Annotated in this window: 19 protein-coding genes; 11 read left to right on the top strand and 8 right to left on the bottom strand. The window is 42.1% G+C overall.

Going from position 1 to position 20,248, the window contains the following annotated elements:
* Positions 1 to 24: 24 nt before the first annotated feature.
* From iolE to ACTF5Q_RS01660, 4 genes are all read right to left on the bottom strand, one after another.
* On the bottom strand, positions 25 to 921 hold the full coding sequence (iolE, locus tag ACTF5Q_RS01645; RefSeq protein WP_438952974.1) for a myo-inosose-2 dehydratase: 897 nt from the start codon (positions 919 to 921) through the stop codon (positions 25 to 27).
* 93 nt (positions 922 to 1,014) lie between these two features.
* Complete coding sequence (gene iolG, locus ACTF5Q_RS01650) at positions 1,015 to 2,013, bottom strand: inositol 2-dehydrogenase (RefSeq protein WP_438952975.1); 999 nt, start codon at positions 2,011 to 2,013, stop codon at positions 1,015 to 1,017.
* Positions 2,014 to 2,028: 15 nt separating this feature from the next.
* Positions 2,029 to 3,177: a Gfo/Idh/MocA family protein gene (locus tag ACTF5Q_RS01655; protein WP_438952976.1), complete on the bottom strand. Its 1,149-nt coding sequence runs from the start codon at positions 3,175 to 3,177 to the stop codon at positions 2,029 to 2,031.
* A 52-nt stretch (positions 3,178 to 3,229) separates the two neighbouring features.
* The gene (locus tag ACTF5Q_RS01660) at positions 3,230 to 4,327 is read right to left on the bottom strand and encodes a Gfo/Idh/MocA family protein (RefSeq protein ID WP_438952977.1); all 1,098 of its coding nucleotides are present in this window, start codon (positions 4,325 to 4,327) and stop codon (positions 3,230 to 3,232) included.
* Positions 4,328 to 4,454: 127 nt separating this feature from the next.
* Here ACTF5Q_RS01660 and iolC point away from each other — a divergent pair, with 127 nt between their 5' ends.
* From iolC to ACTF5Q_RS01715, 11 genes are all read left to right on the top strand, one after another.
* Positions 4,455 to 5,432 carry a 5-dehydro-2-deoxygluconokinase gene (gene iolC / locus ACTF5Q_RS01665; protein WP_438952978.1) on the top strand — a complete coding sequence of 326 codons (978 nt, stop codon included), beginning with the start codon at positions 4,455 to 4,457 and terminating at the stop codon, positions 5,430 to 5,432.
* 15 nt (positions 5,433 to 5,447) lie between these two features.
* The gene (locus ACTF5Q_RS01670) at positions 5,448 to 6,290 is read left to right on the top strand and encodes a 5-deoxy-glucuronate isomerase (protein WP_438952979.1); all 843 of its coding nucleotides are present in this window, start codon (positions 5,448 to 5,450) and stop codon (positions 6,288 to 6,290) included.
* Positions 6,287 to 7,126 carry a class II fructose-bisphosphate aldolase gene (locus tag ACTF5Q_RS01675; protein WP_438952980.1) on the top strand — a complete coding sequence of 280 codons (840 nt, stop codon included), beginning with the start codon at positions 6,287 to 6,289 and terminating at the stop codon, positions 7,124 to 7,126. The genes ACTF5Q_RS01670 and ACTF5Q_RS01675 overlap by 4 nt, the downstream gene beginning before the upstream one ends.
* On the top strand, positions 7,098 to 7,472 hold the full coding sequence (locus tag ACTF5Q_RS01680; RefSeq protein WP_438952981.1) for a hypothetical protein: 375 nt from the start codon (positions 7,098 to 7,100) through the stop codon (positions 7,470 to 7,472). The genes ACTF5Q_RS01675 and ACTF5Q_RS01680 overlap by 29 nt, the downstream gene beginning before the upstream one ends.
* A 339-nt stretch (positions 7,473 to 7,811) precedes the next feature.
* A complete protein-coding gene (locus tag ACTF5Q_RS01685) occupies positions 7,812 to 8,723 on the top strand; it encodes a sugar ABC transporter substrate-binding protein (protein WP_155495675.1) in 912 nt (303 codons plus the stop codon).
* 90 nt (positions 8,724 to 8,813) lie between these two features.
* Positions 8,814 to 10,007, top strand: a complete 1,194-nt coding sequence (locus ACTF5Q_RS01690; RefSeq protein ID WP_438952982.1) for an ABC transporter permease — start codon at positions 8,814 to 8,816, stop codon at positions 10,005 to 10,007.
* 2 nt (positions 10,008 to 10,009) lie between these two features.
* The gene (locus ACTF5Q_RS01695; protein ID WP_164377225.1) at positions 10,010 to 10,783 is read left to right on the top strand and encodes an ATP-binding cassette domain-containing protein; all 774 of its coding nucleotides are present in this window, start codon (positions 10,010 to 10,012) and stop codon (positions 10,781 to 10,783) included.
* A 55-nt stretch (positions 10,784 to 10,838) separates the two neighbouring features.
* Positions 10,839 to 12,278, top strand: a complete 1,440-nt coding sequence (gene xylB / locus ACTF5Q_RS01700) for a xylulokinase (protein ID WP_438953078.1) — start codon at positions 10,839 to 10,841, stop codon at positions 12,276 to 12,278.
* A gap of 115 nt (positions 12,279 to 12,393) precedes the next feature.
* A complete protein-coding gene (locus tag ACTF5Q_RS01705) occupies positions 12,394 to 13,503 on the top strand; it encodes a serine/threonine protein kinase (protein ID WP_438952983.1) in 1,110 nt (369 codons plus the stop codon).
* A 70-nt stretch (positions 13,504 to 13,573) separates the two neighbouring features.
* On the top strand, positions 13,574 to 14,032 hold the full coding sequence (locus ACTF5Q_RS01710; protein ID WP_438952984.1) for a YaiI/YqxD family protein: 459 nt from the start codon (positions 13,574 to 13,576) through the stop codon (positions 14,030 to 14,032).
* A 79-nt stretch (positions 14,033 to 14,111) separates the two neighbouring features.
* The gene (locus tag ACTF5Q_RS01715; protein WP_438952985.1) at positions 14,112 to 15,110 is read left to right on the top strand and encodes a GlxA family transcriptional regulator; all 999 of its coding nucleotides are present in this window, start codon (positions 14,112 to 14,114) and stop codon (positions 15,108 to 15,110) included.
* Here the strand turns inward: ACTF5Q_RS01715 and ACTF5Q_RS01720 are convergent, their stop codons facing one another.
* From ACTF5Q_RS01720 to ACTF5Q_RS01735, 4 genes are read right to left on the bottom strand one after another with little or no spacing between them, the layout of a single operon-like run.
* Complete coding sequence (locus tag ACTF5Q_RS01720; RefSeq protein ID WP_438952986.1) at positions 15,111 to 15,671, bottom strand: sarcosine oxidase subunit gamma; 561 nt, start codon at positions 15,669 to 15,671, stop codon at positions 15,111 to 15,113. It abuts the gene before it with no gap.
* On the bottom strand, positions 15,664 to 18,621 hold the full coding sequence (locus ACTF5Q_RS01725; RefSeq protein WP_438952987.1) for a sarcosine oxidase subunit alpha family protein: 2,958 nt from the start codon (positions 18,619 to 18,621) through the stop codon (positions 15,664 to 15,666). Before ACTF5Q_RS01725 ends, ACTF5Q_RS01720 begins: the two co-directional genes overlap by 8 nt.
* 1 nt (position 18,622) lies before the next feature.
* A complete protein-coding gene (locus ACTF5Q_RS01730; RefSeq protein WP_438952988.1) occupies positions 18,623 to 18,904 on the bottom strand; it encodes a sarcosine oxidase subunit delta in 282 nt (93 codons plus the stop codon).
* Positions 18,905 to 18,912: 8 nt separating this feature from the next.
* Entirely contained in the window at positions 18,913 to 20,163 is a 1,251-nt protein-coding gene (locus ACTF5Q_RS01735) for a sarcosine oxidase subunit beta family protein (protein ID WP_438952989.1), read from the bottom strand.
* Positions 20,164 to 20,248 lie beyond the last annotated feature (85 nt).

Below are 20,248 nucleotides of genomic sequence, written 5' to 3' on the forward strand. Positions count from 1 at the left end.
TTTAGCTTGAATTGGCAAATAAAATTAATTGATTGAAAGATCAGCTTTTTTGCACACTTTCAAAATATGATCGTATCCCATTTTGGAATAATCATAAGGCGGCGCCTTTGCAGGATCTTGTTCGGCCTCAACGACAATCCAGCCCGAATAAGACATTGCCGCCAATGAATTTGATACAGCTTGAAAATCAATGCAACCGTCACCAGGGACTGTAAAAGCACCGGCAATTACAGCATTCAGGAAGCTTTTATTATTTTTTCTAACATCTCCAACAATACTTGGCCGAATGTCTTTATAATGAACATGATGGATGCGATCACCCCATCTATCTAATGTTGCCATTACATCACCTCCACCAAAAAGTAGGTGACCAGTGTCAAAACATAAATTTAAATCCCTGCTGGATGCATCCATTAGCCAGTTCACATCATCCTCAGTCTCAATTATTGATCCCATATGATGATGATATGCCATCGGCATTCCCTTATCAGCGCACCACTTTGCTACCTCACTAATTTTCAAAGCATAGGAGGAAATTTCATCACGCGTTAATTTAGGGCGGCTATTAACAGGCGTTTCTATTTCGCCCTGAACTGTATTTGAACATTCAGCGTATACGATGCATGGACTGGACAATTCTACGAATTGATCAACTTGCTGACTAATTGCCTTACACTCCTCAGAAAAATTATTTACAAGACTATTTCCTGAGCACCAACCACCACAAAGTTCAATCTTTGCGCTCTCAAGATAGGTTTTAAGCCCCTCTGTATCATGAGGCATACGCTGACCTCTCTCAACACCAGTATAGCCGATTTCTCTAGCCTCTTGTAAGGCCTGCTCCATCGTATAGTCTTTCGTTAATTCGGGAAGGTCATCGTTTTGCCAAGCAATCGGCGATATACCAATTTTAACACTCATTTTTGAAATCTTTCTTATTAATTGACCGCAATATTATACCACTATCGATGTGTCTGTAATTCTGGCTTCTATTAATTATGTATGTTTCTTTACTCATAGAAAGTTTGCTATCTCTACCTCGGAACCCTTCTCGGCTGATGCAGCCGCTGCTTCTGCAATCGCTAAAGCAGCAATCCCATCGGATAATGAAACTGGCATGGGGGTTTTCGTTTTTAATGCTGTAACAAATGCTGCCCATTCATTTTGATAAGCAGACTTATATCTCTCTAAAAAAAAGTACTCCGGTTTTGAGCTTTCAACGCCCATTTCAGTTGACTTTACCATACAATTTTCAACCATATTCTGAACCTGTAACAACCCTTTGGAACCCAAGATTTCAGTCCTTTGATCATATCCATAAGTTGCTCGGCGCGAATTTTTAATCACCGCCAACCTGCCGTCCCTATATTTCAAAGTTGCCACAGCAGTATCATAATCTCCTACCGCCCCAATTTTTTTATCAATAATTGCGCTTGCAGAAACAAAGATGGATTTTGGCAACTCTCCATACAAAAAATTTACCATATCAAAATCATGGATCATCATGTCTTTAAAAATACCGCCAGAAACTTTTACGTAGTCAATAGGTGGCGGAGCAGGGTCAAAAGAAGTAATTGATAGCAGCTCTGCTGTCCCAATTTCACCTCCATCAAGTGCGTTTTTCAAAGCAACAAAATTTGGGTCAAATCTGCGGTTAAAACCCATCATAATTGAATGTTCATTTGATTTTGTATTTTCGAGGCACCGTTTTGCGCGAGCTAAACTCAAATCAACTGGTTTCTCGCAAAGGATTGCCTTTCCAGCTATAGAGGCTTTTTCTATAAAATCAGAGTGTGTATCCGTTGAACTGGCAATTAAAACTGCCTCGATTGAATTATCCTCAAAAATCGCATCTACTGATGTTGGATTAACTCCATATGTTTCTGCCAAATTTTTGGCGTTTTCATCAACACTATCTGCAACTGCTACTAACTGTGACCCTTCATCTTGCACAATCGTACTAGCATGTACTCGCCCAATGCGTCCTGCCCCAATAAGTCCAACAGTTAACATTATCTTTCTCCAGTTCTAAAGTTTATTTTCGTCACTAAAAATTGGAGGCCTAGCATCAACCCATGAACCATTTTGCTTTGCGGACTTCACAGCCGCATACACTGCCGCCATCGATCGAAGACCGTCTTGAGCAGTTGGCAAACCATCTCTATCACTTCCGCTTATCGCATCAGCTAAATCCATATACATGTTAGCAACGGCGAGTGGAAAACCTTCGGGATGAGCTATTGCAACCCTAGTTAAACGTTTAGCATCTTCATACAAATCAGCCTCACCCTTTTCAATTATCTGGGTTCGACCTGACAATGGAGTATAGATTAACTGATTTGGTTGCTCAGAGGCCCAACGTAATCCACCCGTTTCACCAAAAATTTGTATATCAAAGCCGTGCTGCCTGCCAATTGCCACAGATGAAGTCCATAAACGCCCAACGGTCCCTTTACTGAGGCGAAAATTAACAAAAGCATCGTCTTCTAAAATTCTTGTAGAAATAGTTGACGCAAAATCTGCGCTCAAACTATCCACGGTATCATCAGAGATAAAACTAGCCATATGCATTGCATGAATACCACAGTCAGCAAACTGACCAGAAACGCCAGCCATCTGCGGATCGTAACGCCATCGCACTCGTGGATTTTCTGCATCCTCTGCATCTGCATGGTGCCCATGACTAAAATTTGTAATTATTAGCCTTAATTTACCAATATCACCGCTTCGCACCATTGCACGAGCCTGCCTCACCATTGGATAAGCAGAATAGCAATAGTTAACTGAGAAGACCTTACCACTTTTTTGAGCGATTTTGTAAATTTCCTCGCCTTCTTCAACTGTCATAGTCATCGGCTTCTCGCACAAAACATTGAAGCCAGCCTCTAAAAAAGATTTCGTTATTTCAAAATGGGTGGCATTTGGGGTCGCAACAGTTACAAGGTTAATTGCATCATCTCTATTTTTCTCGCCATCAAGCATTTCTGACCAGCTACCGTAGGCTCTAGAACTATCAATACCTAAGCTTTCAGCAAATGCCTTACCTTTTGCCGGCCTGTGATCCAAGGCGCCGGCCACCAACTCAAAACGACCGTCCGCTACTGCTCCCAGCCTATGTGCTGGACCGATTTGGCTTCCTTCTCCGCCGCCTATCATTCCCCATTTTAATTTTGTCATACTTAGTCTTTCTTGGAGGTTTAATTTCGTTTTTAAAAGTTCTCAATTGATTTTAAGCCAAATTAACCCAGGATCTTTTTTCTCCAGAATGAAGAGCAGCATCTACCACCTTAGCAACCTGCAAACCGTCTTGAAAAGATGGCCAATACGATTTATTTTTTTCAATTGCGAGAAGAAAATCACGAGCTTCAATTATTATCTGGTCCTGATATCCAGTCCCATGACCTGGGCCTTGGCAAAAAGGTTCGTAGTCAGGGTGCGCAGGTCCAGTTAAAATCTGTTTGAAACCTCTCTCAGCTTCTGGTCCTTCTGATCGATATAACCATACTGAATTTTGATCCTCTTGATCGAAACGAACAGATCCTTTAGTTCCATGGATTTCGTAAGCATATCCCATTTTGCGACCAGTCGCTACTCGACTAAAATACATGTGCCCCATAGCCCCGCTATCAAATCGACACATAATTTGAGCATGATCATCGTTAATGACATCTCCACCCGGACGCTTTTCATGTACTGTTTCGTACTCACACATTAACGATCTGATCGGTCCCATCAGTGCCAAAGCTGCATTTATCATATGTGGAGCCAGATCACCCAGCGTACCATTTGACATACTAGTGCATCGCCATGATGCGGGTGTTTGTGGGTCAGAAAGAAAATCTTCTGTATGCTCGCCACGAAACCAAGTCACCCTTCCAAGTTCACCATTAGCCAAATACCTTCGTACAAACTGGCTTGCCGGCGTCCGAATGTAATTAAAACCTACCATATTTGGCAGTCCACTTGCATCTGCGGCGTCAGTCATTATTCGAGCATCTTCCAAAGAAGATCCCAAAGGTTTTTCGCAGAATACTGGCTTACCCTCTGCAAAGGCTGCTAAAGCAATTTCACGATGTTCGGTTTGTGGTGTCGCAATAACGATTGCTTCCACAGCAGGGTCTTTCACTAAAACATTCCAATCAGAGGTTGCTGTTTTGAAACCATATGCCTTTCGATATTTCTCAGCAGTCGTATTAGTCCGAGCGCAAATCATTTGAAGTCTTGGCCGTAAGTAGGTATCAAAAATAGCTCCAACCGAAGACATCGCAACTGAGTGGGCTTTTCCCATATAGCCGCCCCCGACAATGCCTATTCCAATCTCACGCATTTTTAGCTAGAACCTCTGCCAAACCAAAATATAAGCTTTGCAGGAACGCGTATCACCAGTTTGGAAAGACGGCAACATAAAAGATTTTGTATTTTACACACGAAATAATGAAAGAAATTTTAAGGTAATGAACGATTTATTTGAGGCTATAAAAGGCAAGAAATTCGCAGTATTTGGAAGAGCAGGTATTGATCTATTTTGTGATGAAGTAGGCGTAAAAAGTGAAAACTCTCAAATTTTTAGGTCCGACTTGGGTGGATCTTCCGCAAATATATGTGCAGGATTGGTAAAGCTTGGCTCACAAGCGAGCTTAATTACTTCAGTTTCCGATGATGCAATTGGACGGTTTGCACTTAACCGATTGAGAGACTACGGAGTGGAAACAAAATATGTAAAGGCGGTTTCTGGAGAATGCCGCACTTCTCTTGCTATTTATGAAAGTACCTTAGAGAATTTTCAGAACGTTATATACCGTAATAATGCAGCAGATTTTCAAGTACAAATAGCGGATGTAGACTTAGTTGATTACAGTAACTATAGTGCGATAATAACCGCGGGGACTGTGTTTGCTTCAGAACCTTCTCGGGCTTCAACATTTCATGCCATCGAAAATGCACGCCAAGCCGGTATGCCCGTGATATTTGATATTGATTATCGACCTTACAGTTGGCCATCAGCTGAAATTGCTTCTGACGTATTATCGAAGGCCGGAATGAGTAGCGATCTTATTGTTGGAAACGATGAAGAGTTTGGCTTTATGGCCGGAGACTATGGCAAAGGCCTCGATAAAGCGAAAGAGTTAGCTTCTTTGGGAAAAACAGTAATTTATAAAATGGGTGAGAAAGGTGCTATTTCATTGACGGAGGAAAAGGAAATTAAAACTGGTATTTACCCCACTTCGGCGATTAAGCCAGTTGGTGCGGGTGACAGTTTTATGGCAGGATTGCTCGCTTCAATAGCAGATGGCTTCAACCTCAAAGATTCTGTTCTTAGGGCCTCAGCCTGTGCTGCGATTGTAGTATCCCGACCTGGTTGTGCTGGAGCAATGCCAACGGTAGATGAATTGGGGGCATTCTTAAAAACCCACTCGTCCAAAGCAACATAAAAAGAAAGCTAACCTATGCATATTGCCCCATACAATAACAAAAACATCCCTATAGTGAATGTGGACCATGATCTCGTGCCACTAAATTACTTCAACATCGTAAAATTAACGAAAGGTGAAAATTTTAAATACAGATTAAACAAGTATGAAACTTGCATAGTACCAGCTACTGGCACCATCAATGTTGATGTTGATGGTCAACATTTCAAGTCAGTGGGAAATAGATCTATCGACGTTTGGGGTGGAGAACCAGAAGGTGTCTATGTCCCCACAGATACAAAAGTTTGCTTTGAGTGTATTACTGATACAGCCGAGATTTTTATTGCTGGGGCGAAATATGAAAAAGTGTTAGAACCTTTTGCAGTAAGACCCAAAGATATAGATTTAGTTCAATACGGATCGGACGAAACAAAAACCCATCGCAAAATAAAACATATCTTGGGTGCTAACCAAAGAGATAAAGTTGGAAGACTACTCGTAAGCGAACTTTATACAGTAGGCTCTGGTGGCTGGTCTGGCTTCCCATCTCATAAGCACGATACTGATCGTTTGCCTCAGGAGACCCGACATGACGAAACCTATAATTTTAGGTTTAAGCCAAATTATGGCTCTGGCCTACAGATGCTGCAACGCGAGGATAATAAACCGGGTGAAGCTTATCATATAATTGATGGCTCGACAGTCTTAATCGATAAGGGTTACCACCCCTGCTGTGCACTACCGGGCTACGAAATGTATTACTTCACAATACTTGGCGGATTAAGCCAAAGGCCATTAAAACAATATTTTCAGCCAACGCATGAAGAGCAATTAGCCACAATACCAGGCATCATGGATATGGTGGCAAAATTTAAATGACAATTGCTAGACTAACCGACGTATTACAGCCTGCCATGGAACAAGGATACGCAGTTGCCGGGCTGGTAACACTTGGATGGGAAGATATGCGAGCCTATGTTCGCGCAGCAGAAGAAGAAAATGTTGCAATTATTCTTCAAGCGGGCCCTTCTTGCAGATCTCATACACCTTTGCCAATCTTAGGAAAGATGTTCAATTATTTAGCTAGTGAGGCAAGCGTGCCTGTAGTAGCTCATTTAGATCACGGGTATACAGAGGAGGAGTGCAAAGAGGCTATTGAATGTGGATTTACCTCAGTAATGTTTGACGGCTCGAGACTTTCACTTCAGGAAAATATAGACCGAACAGCACGTATCGCTGAGTTGGCTCATGAAGCGGATATTTCGTGCGAAGGTGAAATTGGCTTTGTAGGTTATTCAGATGGAGAGAAATCAAACGGCACGAATCCATCAGAAGCAAAAATATTTGCAAAAGATACAAAAGTCGACGCAATGGCCATATCCGTTGGAAACGTTCATTTACAAAGACACAAAGAGGGTAACCTGGACGTGGAGAAGATCAGGCAAATAGAGCAAGTAACTTCTATACCACTAGTGATCCACGGAGGATCCGGAGTGCCGGCAAAACAACGATCTTTTTTATCAATAAATTCAAAAATATGTAAGTTCAATATAGGCACAGAGTTAAGAATGGCCTTTGGTCACGCTTTAAGAAAAGCTATAATATCTGATCCCGATCAATTTGACCGCGTGGAGATTTTAAAAAAGACACATGAACCATTGGTGCAAGCTACAAGAAAAGTTTTAAATGGATTTAAACCAAAGAGTGAGAAGTAAAAACAAGAAGATGAAGTCTGGATTAAAAATCATTGTATTTTTAGCTTTACTGTTTCCATTAACAGCCAGCGCCAAGCAAATTAAAAACTATGAATCTGAACTCATCGTCGTTTACGGGGATATATTAGCCACCAGAAACTTAACTAAGGAACCAAACCCAGATTTTATAGGGTGGTATATTAGGATTACTCCACAGATTGCATTAGAAATTAATGGAGCGCATTTTAACTTAGATGATCAAATGAAAGAAAAAATAAGAGCCGGGCTTTACTTTTGCAGTTCTTCGTATTGGAAAACAGGAAATGCCCTAACCATTTCATGTTCAAATTCCGAAGCAAATAACTAGGTAATATTTAATATATTTACATTGCATGAAAATCGGTATCCTTTTTAATTCGTCTTCACACAAAAATCACTGTAGATAATAAAAGAGCGATTAGATTATTATGTTATAAAATAGATAACTTCGGCTGAAATGCAAAACATAATAATAAATGAAAAATATAAACTCCTCAAAAAAAATCTAAAAACAGGTTGCAAAAATAAGATTCAATCTATAAGTGTTAGCGCTAACTGTGGCTATTTCGTTAGGTAAAAATTGACCATCTTTGTCTTTTGATACTTTAACAAAATAGAATCAGTTGATACAGTAATTCGGTACGTAAGTACTTATTGGGAGAAAATTATGAAAAAATTAGTTATGGCGGGCGCTGCGCTCGCAATGATGGCGTCTACAGCAATCGCTGAACGTTATGTAATGATTACACACACACAGGGTACTGACCCATTTTGGCCAGTAGTTGAAAAAGGCGGTAGAGATGCCGCTGCTGCAATTGGTGCAGATTTTGAATATAACTTCGACCCATCCGGCGATATGTCTGGCATGGCAAAACTGATTGAGGCGGCGGCTGCATCTAACCCGGACGGAATCGTTGTTTCTTTGCCTGATCCTGACGCACTCGGCGGTGCAATTCGTGCTGCTGCAGACGCTGGTATTCCGGTAATCACAATGAACTCAGGCCTTGAGAATTCAGCTAAAGTTGGTGCATTGATGCACGTTGGCCAGCCAGAGCTTCTAGCAGGGCAAAAAGCTGGAGAGCGTGCCAAAGCTGAGGGTGTAACAAACGGTCTTTGTTTGAACCAAGAAGCTTGGAACACCGCACTTGTAGATAGATGTGAAGGTTATTTCTCAGGTCTTGGCGGATCATTGAACATGATCGACGTGTCCAACGATGTTCAGCAAATTGAAACCAGAACAGCAGCTGCATTGTCAGCAGATCCTTCAATTGACGGAATTTTGGCTGCTGGCCCACATGTTTGTGATGCAGCTAACAAAGCTATCAAAGATGTTGGCGCAGATGTACACTTAGCATGTTTCGACATGTCAGATGCTGTGACCGCGATGCTTAGATCTGGTGATGCATCATTCACGATCGATCAGCAACAGCGTTTGCAAGGTTACATGCCGATCATCGTACTGCATCTTTACAATACAAACGCTGGTATGTTGCCAGGTGCTAACATTCCATCAGGCCCTGGTTTTGTTGACGCTTCAAACATCGATAACGTTGCGTCTCAGGCAGGCATAAACCGCTAATACCTTATGCATTAGCAGGTAATTATAACAGGCGAGCGAAAGCTCGCCTGTTTACTTAAAAGACACTAAAAATAGATATCAGAGGTTAAAATGTCAGAACGTAATGAATCTGATCGTCTTCAAGAAGAAAGCTGGATCCAGCGCATGATAAGAAGACCCGAAATCGGTTCTTTCATAGTCATGATCATAATTATTTTGGCCCTCGGCTTAGCATCAGAAGGAAAAGCTTTTAATGCTTTGGGATTAAAGAATAATATAGCCATTATCGCCCAATTGGGAATAATAGCGGTTGGAGCTGCTTTATTGATGATTGCTGGCGAGTTTGATTTATCCATTGGGCCAATGATTGCCTTCGCTGGGATGTCCATGGCCATAATGTTGAAATGGGGTTTGCCATTCGGTTTAGGAGAGGCAACGCCTTTCACGGCTTTTATAATAACTATGTGCATGACACTTGGGTTTGGATGGCTCATTGGAACAATTGTGGTCAGGTCAGGTTTGTCAAGTTTCATAGTAACCCTGGCATTTTGGTTTTTTCTTCGCGGTCTTACAGAAGTTTGCTTCAGACTAATTAACCAAAACACCAACGTGTCTGGACTGCCTGATTTCAAACAAGAAAGCTGGTTTGCCGAGCAAATGGGTGGTGAAGTTTTTGGTTGGCTTTACGATGCTTGGTTCTGGATTGGCCAGAAGGTAGCAGCCGGTTTGGAATTCACGGCCGGGATGACCAAAGACGAAAAAATTGACCTTATAAACTATTTAAGCTTTTTAAATATCAATCGGAAAATGGAGCAATGGGTTACTGGATTTGATGCGAGACTTCTCTGGTTCATCATTATTGCAGGCGTGGCTTGGTATGTACTTGCAAAAACACAGATTGGAAATTGGATTTATGCCACTGGGGATAATAAAGAGAGCGCCCGTGCAAATGGGGTGCCAGTAAACAGAGTGAAAGTCGGACTTTTTATGTTTTCTGCTTTCTGCGCAACAATTTTCGCGGCATGCCAAGTCTTCGATACTAACTCATCTGATGCTGCAAAAGGAATGTTTAAAGAGCTAGAAGCAATTGCGATTGCAGTAGTGGGCGGGATCTTAATGACAGGTGGCTTCGGCTCAATAGTAGGGGTAATTTTTGGAGCGGTTACTTTTGGCCTTGTTGCTAATGCCGTATTCTTTATCCCTTGGATAGATGGGGCTTGGTTTAGAGTTTTCGTGGGTACAGTTCTACTAGCGGCCGTTTTCGCCAATGAGCGTATTAGAAAACGTATAACTGGGGGAATATAGACATGGCACCGAAGAGTTATATGCGGGTCGAAAATGTCACTAAGAAATTTGGTCCCTTTACGGCATTGAATGGCGTTGACTTGGAGGTATATCCTGGTGAAGTTCACGCATTGTTAGGTGACAACGGGGCTGGAAAATCTACACTGATCAAAATTTTGTCAGGAGTTCATCAGCCAACAAGTGGTACTATTTACATGGAAGAAGTAGAACGATCTTTTCGAAGTCCTCGAGATGCTTCAGCTGCAGGTATTGGAACTGTTTACCAAGACTTAGCGATCAATCAATTAATGAGTGTTACTCGAAACTTCTTTATGGGGCGTGAACTTACTTCTACTCTGGGCAAACTTAGAATAGATGAAATGGACCAAATTGCACATGATGAGATGCTCAAAATTGGAATTGATTTTTCAGATCCATCTCAAGCAGTTGGAACTATGTCAGGTGGTCAGCGCCAAACCCTTGCAATTGCACGCGCGATTTATTTTGGTGCGAAAGTTCTGATCTTGGATGAGCCAACATCGGCTTTGGGTCAAAAGCAGCAAATGGAAGTCCTCAAAACCATTAAACGCGTCAGAGCAAGAGGCGATATCGCAATTATATTTATCACCCATAATGAAATACATTCTCGGCTCATCGCAGATCGCTATACTTTTCTAGCTCTCGGGCAAGTTATAGGTCAGGGAACTAAAGCAGAGTTAGAGGGAGGTGATATTAGGAGGCTCATGGCAGGTGGGGCAGAAATTAAGGATTTAGAACAGGAATTGTCTAAAATCTAAATTTAAATACCATAGGTGAGATATAGGACATCAATTAGGGCCAACATATCTGGGTATAGACCTGGGCACATCTGGTTTAAGATGCTTACTTGTGACCCAAGCCGGCAACTTTTTGGGAGTTTCAGATCAGAGCTATTCTGTATCCAGTATATCATCCGGATATAATGAGCAAAATCCTAAAGATTGGATAGATGCTCTCAAAGCCGCCTTGAGCGAACTAAGAAGAACAAACGCAGAGGCTGTCGCTAATCTTGATGCAATTGGTATTGCAGGTCATATGCATGGTGCAACATTGCTTGATAAAAATGGTGCAATCCTACACCCTTGTATCTTGTGGAACGATACTCGAAGTCACAAACAAGCATCAAAATTGGATCAAGATAAAAATTTACGAAATATAACTGGGAACATTATATTTCCAGGTTTTACCGCACCAAAATTACTATGGGTGCAAGAAAATAAACCAGAACTCTTTACAAATATTGCAAAGGTTCTGTTACCAGCTTCGTATCTTGGATACTACCTAACAGGTGACTATTTCATGGATATGTCTGATGCGGCGGGAACCAGCTGGTTAGATGTCAGAAATCGCTGCTGGTCAGACTATGCTTTGAATGCAGGTAATATGAGGTCAGACCAAATGCCAGCTCTATTTGAAGGCTCTCAGCTCGCCTCAAGTGTTTCAAAATTTATTGCTGATGAGTTAGGCATACCAAGAGGTGTGTCTGTAGTTGCGGGAGCCGGAGATAATGCCGCAGCTGCATGCGGCGTTGGCATTATGCAGGAGGGTCAAGGTTTTGTCTCACTTGGCACGTCTGGTGTTATTCTGACAGCTAGAAGTGAATGTAATCCTTTAGCCGAAGCAGCGGTTCACACATTTTGTCACGCCCTTCCTAATACATGGTATCAAATGGGCGTTATTTTATCCGCGACAAATAGTTTAAACTGGCTATCAAGCATTATCGGACAATCTCCAAGCCAATTGGCTGCTAAATTAAATGATGAGATTGATGGGCCTTCTTCTGAAAAATTTTATCCGTATCTGTCAGGTGAAAGAACTCCTTTAAATGACGCCCATATCCGCGGTGGTTTTGCCGGATTATCAACCAATAGCACCGCCACAAAACTGACTCAGGCGGTAATGGAAGGGGTAGCATTTGCGTTACGTGACTGCCTAGAGGCGCTGAAAAAGGCTGGCCCTTGTCCAGAACAATTATTGGCTATTGGAGGAGGTGGCCGATCCCGGTACTGGTTAGAGACTATAGCGACTTGTTTAAACACACCCATCGCCTGTCCCACGGACGGAGAATATGGTGCAGCTTTGGGTGCCGCGCGTCTAGCTATCTTGGGGAAAACCGGCGAACCCATAAAAAATATTTTATCACAGCCATCTATCTCAGAAATGATTGAACCAAGACAGGACTTAATTGATGACTATTGTCAAGCGTTCAAAATGTACAAAAACGTACCCTTACACCTCAAAAGCATTCAATGAAATTTATAATTTATTTGTTATTTGCCAACTTTCCAGGCCGATCTTGGTTGGCATCAATCGTCCCAAGTGCTATTTTTAAAATGATATTTTGTGATTAATTTATGAGGCAATGCATATGAAAGCAGTAGTAAATAGCTGGAATGAGTGGGACCCACTTAAACATGTTATTGTTGGGAAAGCCGACAATTGCCATATACCGCCCGAGGAACCCGCATTGGACGCGAAAGTGCCAGAAGATAGCGACATGCGAGGCCAATGGGGCAGGAGACCACAAGAAACAATAGATCGAGCGAATGAATTGTTGGATGACTTCGCGTCACTGCTTACGAAACGAGGAATTCGTGTTGACAGGCCAACACCAATAGATTTTTCGCTGCCAGCATCGACGCCAGATTTTCATACAGAGAGTCAATTTGGATGTATGCCACCCCGCGACGTTTTGTTGACAGTTGGGTCTGAAATCTTAGAGGCAACGATGTCTTACAGATGCCGCTGGTTTGAATATCTATGTTACAGACCACTCATGCAAAAATATTGGGAAGACGATAAAAACTTTAAACATGAAGCCGCTCCCAAACCACGTTTGACAGATGCAGACTATCATGAAGATTATTTGTCAGAAAAAATTGGAGTAGAAAAGCGGTTAAAATGGACTGCAGAGAAATTCTTTGTCACGACTGAAGAAGAACCATTGTTTGACGCTGCAGATGTTTTGAGATTCGGTAAGGATCTAGTTGTACAACATGGCTTCACAACTAATTTAAAAGGAATTGAATGGATCCGCCGACATTTTTCTGATCACAGAGTCCATGCCGTAAATTTTCCTGGCGACCCCTACCCAATCCATATCGACGCTACTTTTACACCCCTGCGACCTGGTTTGATATTGAATAATCCTCAGCGCGGGCTGCCTGAAGAGCAGCGGAAAATGTTTGAAAAAAATGATTGGGAAATTATTGACGCCGCTCAACCAGCTCATAATACTCCGCCACCATTGTGCTACTCATCAACCTGGCTAAGTATGAACGTTCTTGTATTGGATCCTAAAACGGTTTGTGTTGAAAAATCTGAAGTTTATCAAGCCGAACAAATGGATAAACTAGGAATGGAAGTAGTTCCCGTCGATCTTAGAGATGCTTACGCATTCGGTGGAGGGTTGCACTGCTGTACGGCTGATGTTTTTCGCGAAGGGTCATGCGAAGACTATTTTCCAAACCAAGCTTAATCGGTTAAACTTAGATTTAGACAATTTAAATCTAAGTCTTAGATGGTTAGTATCAATGTGAGATTCCGAAATGAGCACTAATCCTGTAAGAATTTTTGTTGATGCTGATGCCTGTCCGGTAAAGTCAGAAGTTGAAAGAGTTGCAACCCGCCATAAAATTCACACTTACATTGTAAGCAATGGTGGCATTCGTCCGTCTCCGAACCCGCTATTTAAATTGGTCGTAGTGGGCAATGAATCAGACGCCGCTGATATCTGGATATCTGAAAATATAGTTGCAAATGATATTGTAGTGACTTCTGATATTGTTTTAGCCGCAAATATTATTGAGCAAGGGGCCAGAGCCATTAAGCCCAATGGAGATATTCTAGATAGTAAAAATATTGGAGAGATTTTGGCAATACGTGATTTGATGCATGATTTAAGGTCAGCAGACCCATTTCGTCAGAGCGGTGGTAAATCGTTTAGCAAAAATGATAGGTCAAATTTTCTAAACGGATTGGAGCGTCTCGCCAGAATTAAAGTTTAAGGACAATCATTATTTGAAATAAAACAAAAAGCACTCTATGTAGGTTGCCTAGATTACTCACAGATACTGGCAAACCACCTTGAACAAAAGTGCATATCGTATAGGATTTTTAATTTTCGATGGCTTTCCAATGGCTTGCCTGACATCTGTAATAGAGCCCTTGAGAGCGTCGAATGAAATCTCAAATACTAATAGCTTTGAATGGAAATTATACTCTGAAGATGAGCACAAGGTCAAAGCCAGTGCAAACGTATCATTTGAGACTGATGGACGAATTACAGAAGTAGAAAAATTAGACGCCTTAATTTTACTATCACCTCCAAGTGCGCAGTTTTCAAATAGCAGAACTGTTGGTGTCTTGAGAAAATTAGAGAGACATGGCTGCACACTAGGCGCTGTGTCTGGAGGAGTTTTTTTATTAGCAAAAGCTAAAGTTCGTCTGGACATTAGATACTCTGTGCATTGGTGTTATGCTGCTGCTTTTGCAAACCAATTTCCAAACAATATTTCATCTGAACAGGTAATAGAAACGGACAAAAATATAATAACAGCGTCAGGCGCGGCCGCGGCATTTGATCTTGCGCTGTTACTGATAAGTGCGAGGTTAGGATCAAGTACAGCAGCGGAGGTTGCATGTTGGTTTCAGCACCCAATTATGAGGAACCAAGACGTAAAACAAATTATTCCCAGTTTGAGTGAGTTCGAAGGGTCAGAGGAGATGCCTGAAATAGCTCAGAAAGCAATTTCGCTTGTAAATAAAAAAATCAATTATCCTCTCCAAGTGAATGATATTGCTGATGAAATTGGGATTACTTCTCGACATTTATCTAGGATCTTTAAGGAGTCAACGGGTGAAAGCCCTCGGCAATATTTTCGAAAACTCAGGGTAAATGCTGCGCGGCAAATGGTACTGTATACAAACGAAAAGATAGGTAAAATTGCTATATCAGTCGGATTTCCAAGTGCGTCTATTTTACGTCGCCATTACATTGATTTATTCTCTTTATCTCCAGAGGAAGAACGAAAAAGAGTGAATTTATTTAGAGTTAAAGACAACTCTCCAATACCAGCGACCTAATCAAATCACTGCCTTCAACGCCGTTACAATCGCATGATGCAAAGAATTAGCAGCAGATCTTGGACCTAAAATAGTGACATTAGTCAAATCACGGCAGATTAGAAAACAACCCATATGATCCATTTGACAGCGCGTGACTTCTCCACCTTTGAAAGCTGGGACATCTACGTTACACAAAAGAGCGAGTGGTGATGCCAATTCTTGGCCGTTTAAATCAAATCTACACCATGCGTCCGTTTGCTCAGTTACTGATGCCTTTCCGTTAGAAATTTCAGTGAGCTCACCAGCCAAGTCTTCATGGGTTTCCACAGAGGCTTCAATTAACCATTGAGACGGACCTATCCAAAATGAAGAAATTTTGCCAAAATTAGACGACATAATATCTGGAAGTGAACCCTGTATAAACTGCTCAATGATTTTCCTTGCATCACCTTCAGTTCCTTTTCGTAAAGTAAATGACGCCAACGAAAAGGAGGTAATTTCTGAGAGAGTATATAAGCCAAACTCCTCACTCAACGGTTTTGTGTTTCCTAGCGGTGATATGGGATTTAAATTATGCACGTAAACGCTCTCCTTCTGGATCTATAAAGTGAGCACTTACAACCTGGACATTATGATCCTGCCCCGTAAGTGGACTAACAAGACGCACTACTTCTCCAATTCGAGTATCGCCTGCCTTTAAAAATCCTATTCCAATATGGCAATTTAAATTCGGCGAAAAGCATGCTGATGTTATATAACCTTGGTCATGCGCTGCATCCACTGGACTGCCAGTACTCATTAAATGCGATCCCGCAGGAACTCGATCATTTTTATTTACAGGCATAAAGCCAACCAATTTCAAAGCATCCTGAGTGTTAAGACCTTCACGCTCTGACATAACGGATCCAATGCTATCCTTCTTTTTCGAGACCATTCTGCCCATTCCTAGATTTAATGCAGAGGTAGTTCCGTTTAGTTCGTTTCCTGCCGCATGTCCTTTTTCGATACGCATTACTCCTAGAGCCTCAGTGCCGTAAGGGACTATATCAAATTCCTCTCCAGCCTTCATTATTTCACGTATTAATGAGTCACCATATCGGGTGGGTACTGCCAGCTCATAAGCTAACTCCCCAGAAAAAGAGATCCTAAACAACCTAGCTCTGAGACCCCCGCAAACAGTAATCTGTCCGCACGCCATAAAGGGGAATCCCTCGTTCGATATGTCATATTCTTTATCGACAATTTTTCTTAATACACTTCGGCTGTTGGGCCCTGCGATAGCGAATTGAGCCCAAGCTTCTGTGGTAGAAATTAACTGAACATCCATTTTTGGGTACAAGCATTGTCTAACAAATTCCATGTGTCGATAAACTGATACAGCATTTGCAGTTGTCGTCGTTACAACAAAATGATTTTCATCTAAGCGAGCTGCAGTCCCATCGTCCAAAGCGATACCATCCTCTCTCAGCATCAAACCATAACGCGTTTTACCAATCGCTAACTGTGCAAATCCATTACAATAAATTAAATTAAGAAAGCTAGCAGCGTCTTTTCCTTGTACATCGACCTTTCCCAAGGTGGTTACATCACATACTCCAACTGATTTTCTGGTTTGAAGAACCTCACGATCTACCGATTGCCGCCAATGAGTTTCACCCTTTTCTGGGAACCATTGCGCACGCATCCACATTCCAACCTCTACAAAAACAGCCCCCTTTTCTTCAGCCCATATATGGCTTGGGGTTTTCCTGACAGGCCTAAAGTCCTTATCACGTGATCTGCCAGCAAACGCACCAATGGCTGTTGGGGTATATGGTGGCCGATAAATAGTTGTTCCGACTTCTGGAATTGGCTTGCCAAGTAGATTAGCCATTATTGCTAGACCAGAGATATTCGCTGTTTTTCCTTGGTCGGTTGCCATCCCTAAAGTCGTATACCTTTTTAAATGTTCAACAGAGGTAAAATTTTCTTGCTTTGCTAGCTTTATGTCTTTTGCCGTCACATCATTTTGCTGATCAACCCATCCTCTAGAAGTGCCCTGTACCATCCAGAAGGGCTCTATAGCTAACTCGTCATCTCCCTGTGTTTTCGGCAAATCAATTTTTTTGGATTTTACGTTCAATTTATCTAGTGCTTGTTTTGCCGACTCATAGCCAGACCTTATAACATCTTCTAATTCCATAAAGCCATCTGCTGAGCCTGCTATGAGCATACCGCTTGGACTATTATCATCAGGAATGAATGACTGAATAGCTTCATTCCAGATTGGGCGTCCACGATGATGACTGCTTATATGAATGTTAGGGTTCCATCCACCGGATACACCCAGAGCTCCACATTTTACAGTCCTTTGGGTGCCATCCTCGTGTTTTATATTGATACTATCCAGACCTAAGCGGCCATTAGTATTAGACACAACAGAATTTGAAAATGTTTCATAGTCAGGAGAGTCAATTTTTTGCTTTCTTGTATCAATAACAGCTGCAACATTTACACCTTTATTAATGAGCGCGCGCGCAGTCTGATGGCCATCATTATTATTTGTAAAGATTGCCACATTTTGATTAGGCGTTACCGCCCACCTGTTAACATAGTTTCGAATAGCGCCTGATAACATTATACCGGGTCGGTCGTTATTCTCGAAAACTATTGATCTTTCAGTAGCACCGGAACAAAGTATGGTTTGCTTCGTGTAAATTCGCCAAAGTATTTGCCTGGGCTTTCCAGGATCTGGAGTTTTAAGATGATCCGAAACACGCTCAACTGCTCCGTAAATACCATGATCAAATGCACCAATAACTGTTGTTCGAGTAAGAACCCTCACATTTTTAAAACTACACAACTCGTCAGTAATATCTTGTGCCCATTTACTGCCTGGTTTGTCATCCAAGATATAATTCTCTGCATTAAGGCGGCCTCCAGTTACAAAGTCCTCATCAACAACAATAACTCTGACACCCGATCTCGCAGCAGTAAGTGCCGCAGACAAGCCAGCCGGACCAGCTCCGATAACCAAAATATCTGCATGGAGAAAACCTTTGTCATAACAATCTGGGTCTGGCTCCAAAGACGCAGAGCCCAAACCTGCAGCTCGTCGAATTATTGGTTCATATACCTTTTCCCAAAAAACAGATGGCCACATAAATGTTTTATAATAAAATCCTGCGGTCAAAAAAGGCGCTAGTAGATCATTGATTCCTAAAAAGTCAAAATTCAAAGAAGGCCAGCAATTTTGTGGATGAGCTACTAGTCCATCATAAAGTTCGGTTGTGGTAGCACGAGAATTAGGTTCTTTGCGACTTCCAGTCCGCAATTCCACAATTGCATTCGGCTCCTCCGAACCCGCAGATATCATACCCCTTGGCCTATGATATTTGAACGAACGTCCGACTAGCCTTACATCGTTTGCAAGCAATGCTGACGCGAGTGTATCACCCTCAAACCCTTGCATCGATTGCCCATTAAATTCAAAAGCCCATGGATTTTTACGGTTGATTAGACCACCTTCTAATCTATTTTTTTGTGCCATACTACCGACCCTCTTTGATAGCCACATCGCTGGCCAGTCTGACTTCTGTTATCTCATGACTCACCGTATCGCGTGTGACCACTAACCAGGATCTATCACCGTATTCGTGGAACCATAGCTCACGATGCACACCGGCAATATTATCGCGAAGGTAGCCATAGTCTACGAAGTGTTCTAAGGCACTGTCTTCTTGCCAATTTGGACGATTTATCAAATTTGCGTCTCCAAGATACACAAATTCAGAGCTATCGCGTGGTCCCAATAATGGATGATTGATAATCATAAGATCTCCTAGTGCAAATTTGGCTGGTTACCCATGCCTTTTTCATCGATCATTAATCCTTTGGAAAATCTGTCAAAACGGAAAGCACGTGCCGTTTTATGAGGCTCTTTGGTTGCCAACAAATGCGCGTACACCCACCCTGAAGCTGGTGTAGCTTTAAAACCACCATAACACCATCCACCATTAAAATAGAGGCCAGAAATATCAGTTTTATCTATTATTGGAGAACCGTCCATAGACATATCCATTATGCCACCCCACATGCGGAGCAATCTCACTCGACCAAGCATGGGGAATATTGCCATTCCACCTTCACAAACATCTTCGACTACTGGTAAATTTCCCCTCTGCGCATAGGAATTGTATCCATCAATATCCCCACCAAATACAAGCCCTCCTTTGTCTGACTGACTGCAATAGAAGTGACCTGCGCCAAAGGTAATTACTCCCGGCAATAGCGGTTTTAGACCTTCAGATACGAAGGCTTGCAAAACATGGCTTTCTATTGGCAAACGCATACCAGCCAGTTGCATCAAACGACTAGATGAACCAGCAACACAGGCACCGACAGTCTTTGCCTTAATGAACCCTTTTGTTGTCTCAACCCCAAGGCACGTGCCATTCGCAATCTTAAAGCCAATAACTTCGCAATTTTGTATTATATCCACACCACAGGAGTCGGCAGCTCTTGCATAGCCCCAAGCAACGGCGTCATGTCGGACTGTACCGCCTCTATGCTGAGCTAAACCACCTTTGATCGGAAAGCGAGCATTGTCAGTATTTAAAAAGGGATACCGTTTCTTGATCTGTTCTGTCGTGAGCAAATCTGCATCAGCCCCGTTAAGAAGCATAGCGTTACCCCTGCGAACGAATGCATCTCTTTGAGCATCACTGTGGATCAGATTTAAAATTCCTCGCTGAGAAACCATTGCGTTATAGTTAAGTTCCTTTTCCAAACCTTCCCAAAGTTTGAGTGAAAACTCGTAAAATGGCTCGTTTCCATCCAAAAGATAATTTGAACGAATTATAGTTGTATTACGCCCGACATTGCCGCCGCCAATCCAGCCTTTTTCTAGTACTGCTATTTTAGATTGCTTGAATTCTTTCGCCAAGTAATATGCAGTAGCCAACCCATGACCGCCACCACCAATTATTACGTAGTCATATTCACTACTTGGATCAGGAGAACGCCAAGCAGGTCCCCAACCTCGATGGCCAGTCAACGCTTCCTTGATAACTCTAAACCCAGAATACTTCATTTCAAAACTCCCTTGCCACTTATGTGACTCAAGAATCTCGATTACAATTTACAAATCGGACATGTTTTCAAATAAATCGGACATC

Origin of the sequence: Candidatus Salinivivens marinus (assembly GCF_965655845.1) — a bacterium.
In the GTDB taxonomy this organism is placed as follows: Bacteria; Pseudomonadota; Alphaproteobacteria; order Rhodobacterales; family Rhodobacteraceae; genus Salinivivens; species Salinivivens marinus.

What these genes read in the sequence shown, in the direction of transcription:
- ACTF5Q_RS01675 (WP_438952980.1), top strand. Translation starts at nt 6,287, where the DNA reads ATGACAATTGCTAGACTAACCGACGTATTACAGCCTGCCATGGAACAA.
- iolG (WP_438952975.1), bottom strand. Translation starts at nt 2,013, where the DNA reads ATGTTAACTGTTGGACTTATTGGGGCAGGACGCATTGGGCGAGTACAT.
- iolC (WP_438952978.1), top strand. Translation starts at nt 4,455, where the DNA reads ATGAACGATTTATTTGAGGCTATAAAAGGCAAGAAATTCGCAGTATTT.
- ACTF5Q_RS01690 (WP_438952982.1), top strand. Translation starts at nt 8,814, where the DNA reads ATGTCAGAACGTAATGAATCTGATCGTCTTCAAGAAGAAAGCTGGATC.
- ACTF5Q_RS01695 (WP_164377225.1), top strand. Translation starts at nt 10,010, where the DNA reads ATGGCACCGAAGAGTTATATGCGGGTCGAAAATGTCACTAAGAAATTT.
- iolE (WP_438952974.1), bottom strand. Translation starts at nt 921, where the DNA reads ATGAGTGTTAAAATTGGTATATCGCCGATTGCTTGGCAAAACGATGAC.
- ACTF5Q_RS01680 (WP_438952981.1), top strand. Translation starts at nt 7,098, where the DNA reads ATGGATTTAAACCAAAGAGTGAGAAGTAAAAACAAGAAGATGAAGTCT.
- ACTF5Q_RS01685 (WP_155495675.1), top strand. Translation starts at nt 7,812, where the DNA reads ATGAAAAAATTAGTTATGGCGGGCGCTGCGCTCGCAATGATGGCGTCT.
- ACTF5Q_RS01670 (WP_438952979.1), top strand. Translation starts at nt 5,448, where the DNA reads ATGCATATTGCCCCATACAATAACAAAAACATCCCTATAGTGAATGTG.
- ACTF5Q_RS01725 (WP_438952987.1), bottom strand. Translation starts at nt 18,621, where the DNA reads ATGGCACAAAAAAATAGATTAGAAGGTGGTCTAATCAACCGTAAAAAT.
- ACTF5Q_RS01710 (WP_438952984.1), top strand. Translation starts at nt 13,574, where the DNA reads ATGAGCACTAATCCTGTAAGAATTTTTGTTGATGCTGATGCCTGTCCG.
- ACTF5Q_RS01705 (WP_438952983.1), top strand. Translation starts at nt 12,394, where the DNA reads ATGAAAGCAGTAGTAAATAGCTGGAATGAGTGGGACCCACTTAAACAT.
- ACTF5Q_RS01660 (WP_438952977.1), bottom strand. Translation starts at nt 4,327, where the DNA reads ATGCGTGAGATTGGAATAGGCATTGTCGGGGGCGGCTATATGGGAAAA.
- ACTF5Q_RS01655 (WP_438952976.1), bottom strand. Translation starts at nt 3,177, where the DNA reads ATGACAAAATTAAAATGGGGAATGATAGGCGGCGGAGAAGGAAGCCAA.
- ACTF5Q_RS01730 (WP_438952988.1), bottom strand. Translation starts at nt 18,904, where the DNA reads ATGATTATCAATCATCCATTATTGGGACCACGCGATAGCTCTGAATTT.
- ACTF5Q_RS01735 (WP_438952989.1), bottom strand. Translation starts at nt 20,163, where the DNA reads ATGAAGTATTCTGGGTTTAGAGTTATCAAGGAAGCGTTGACTGGCCAT.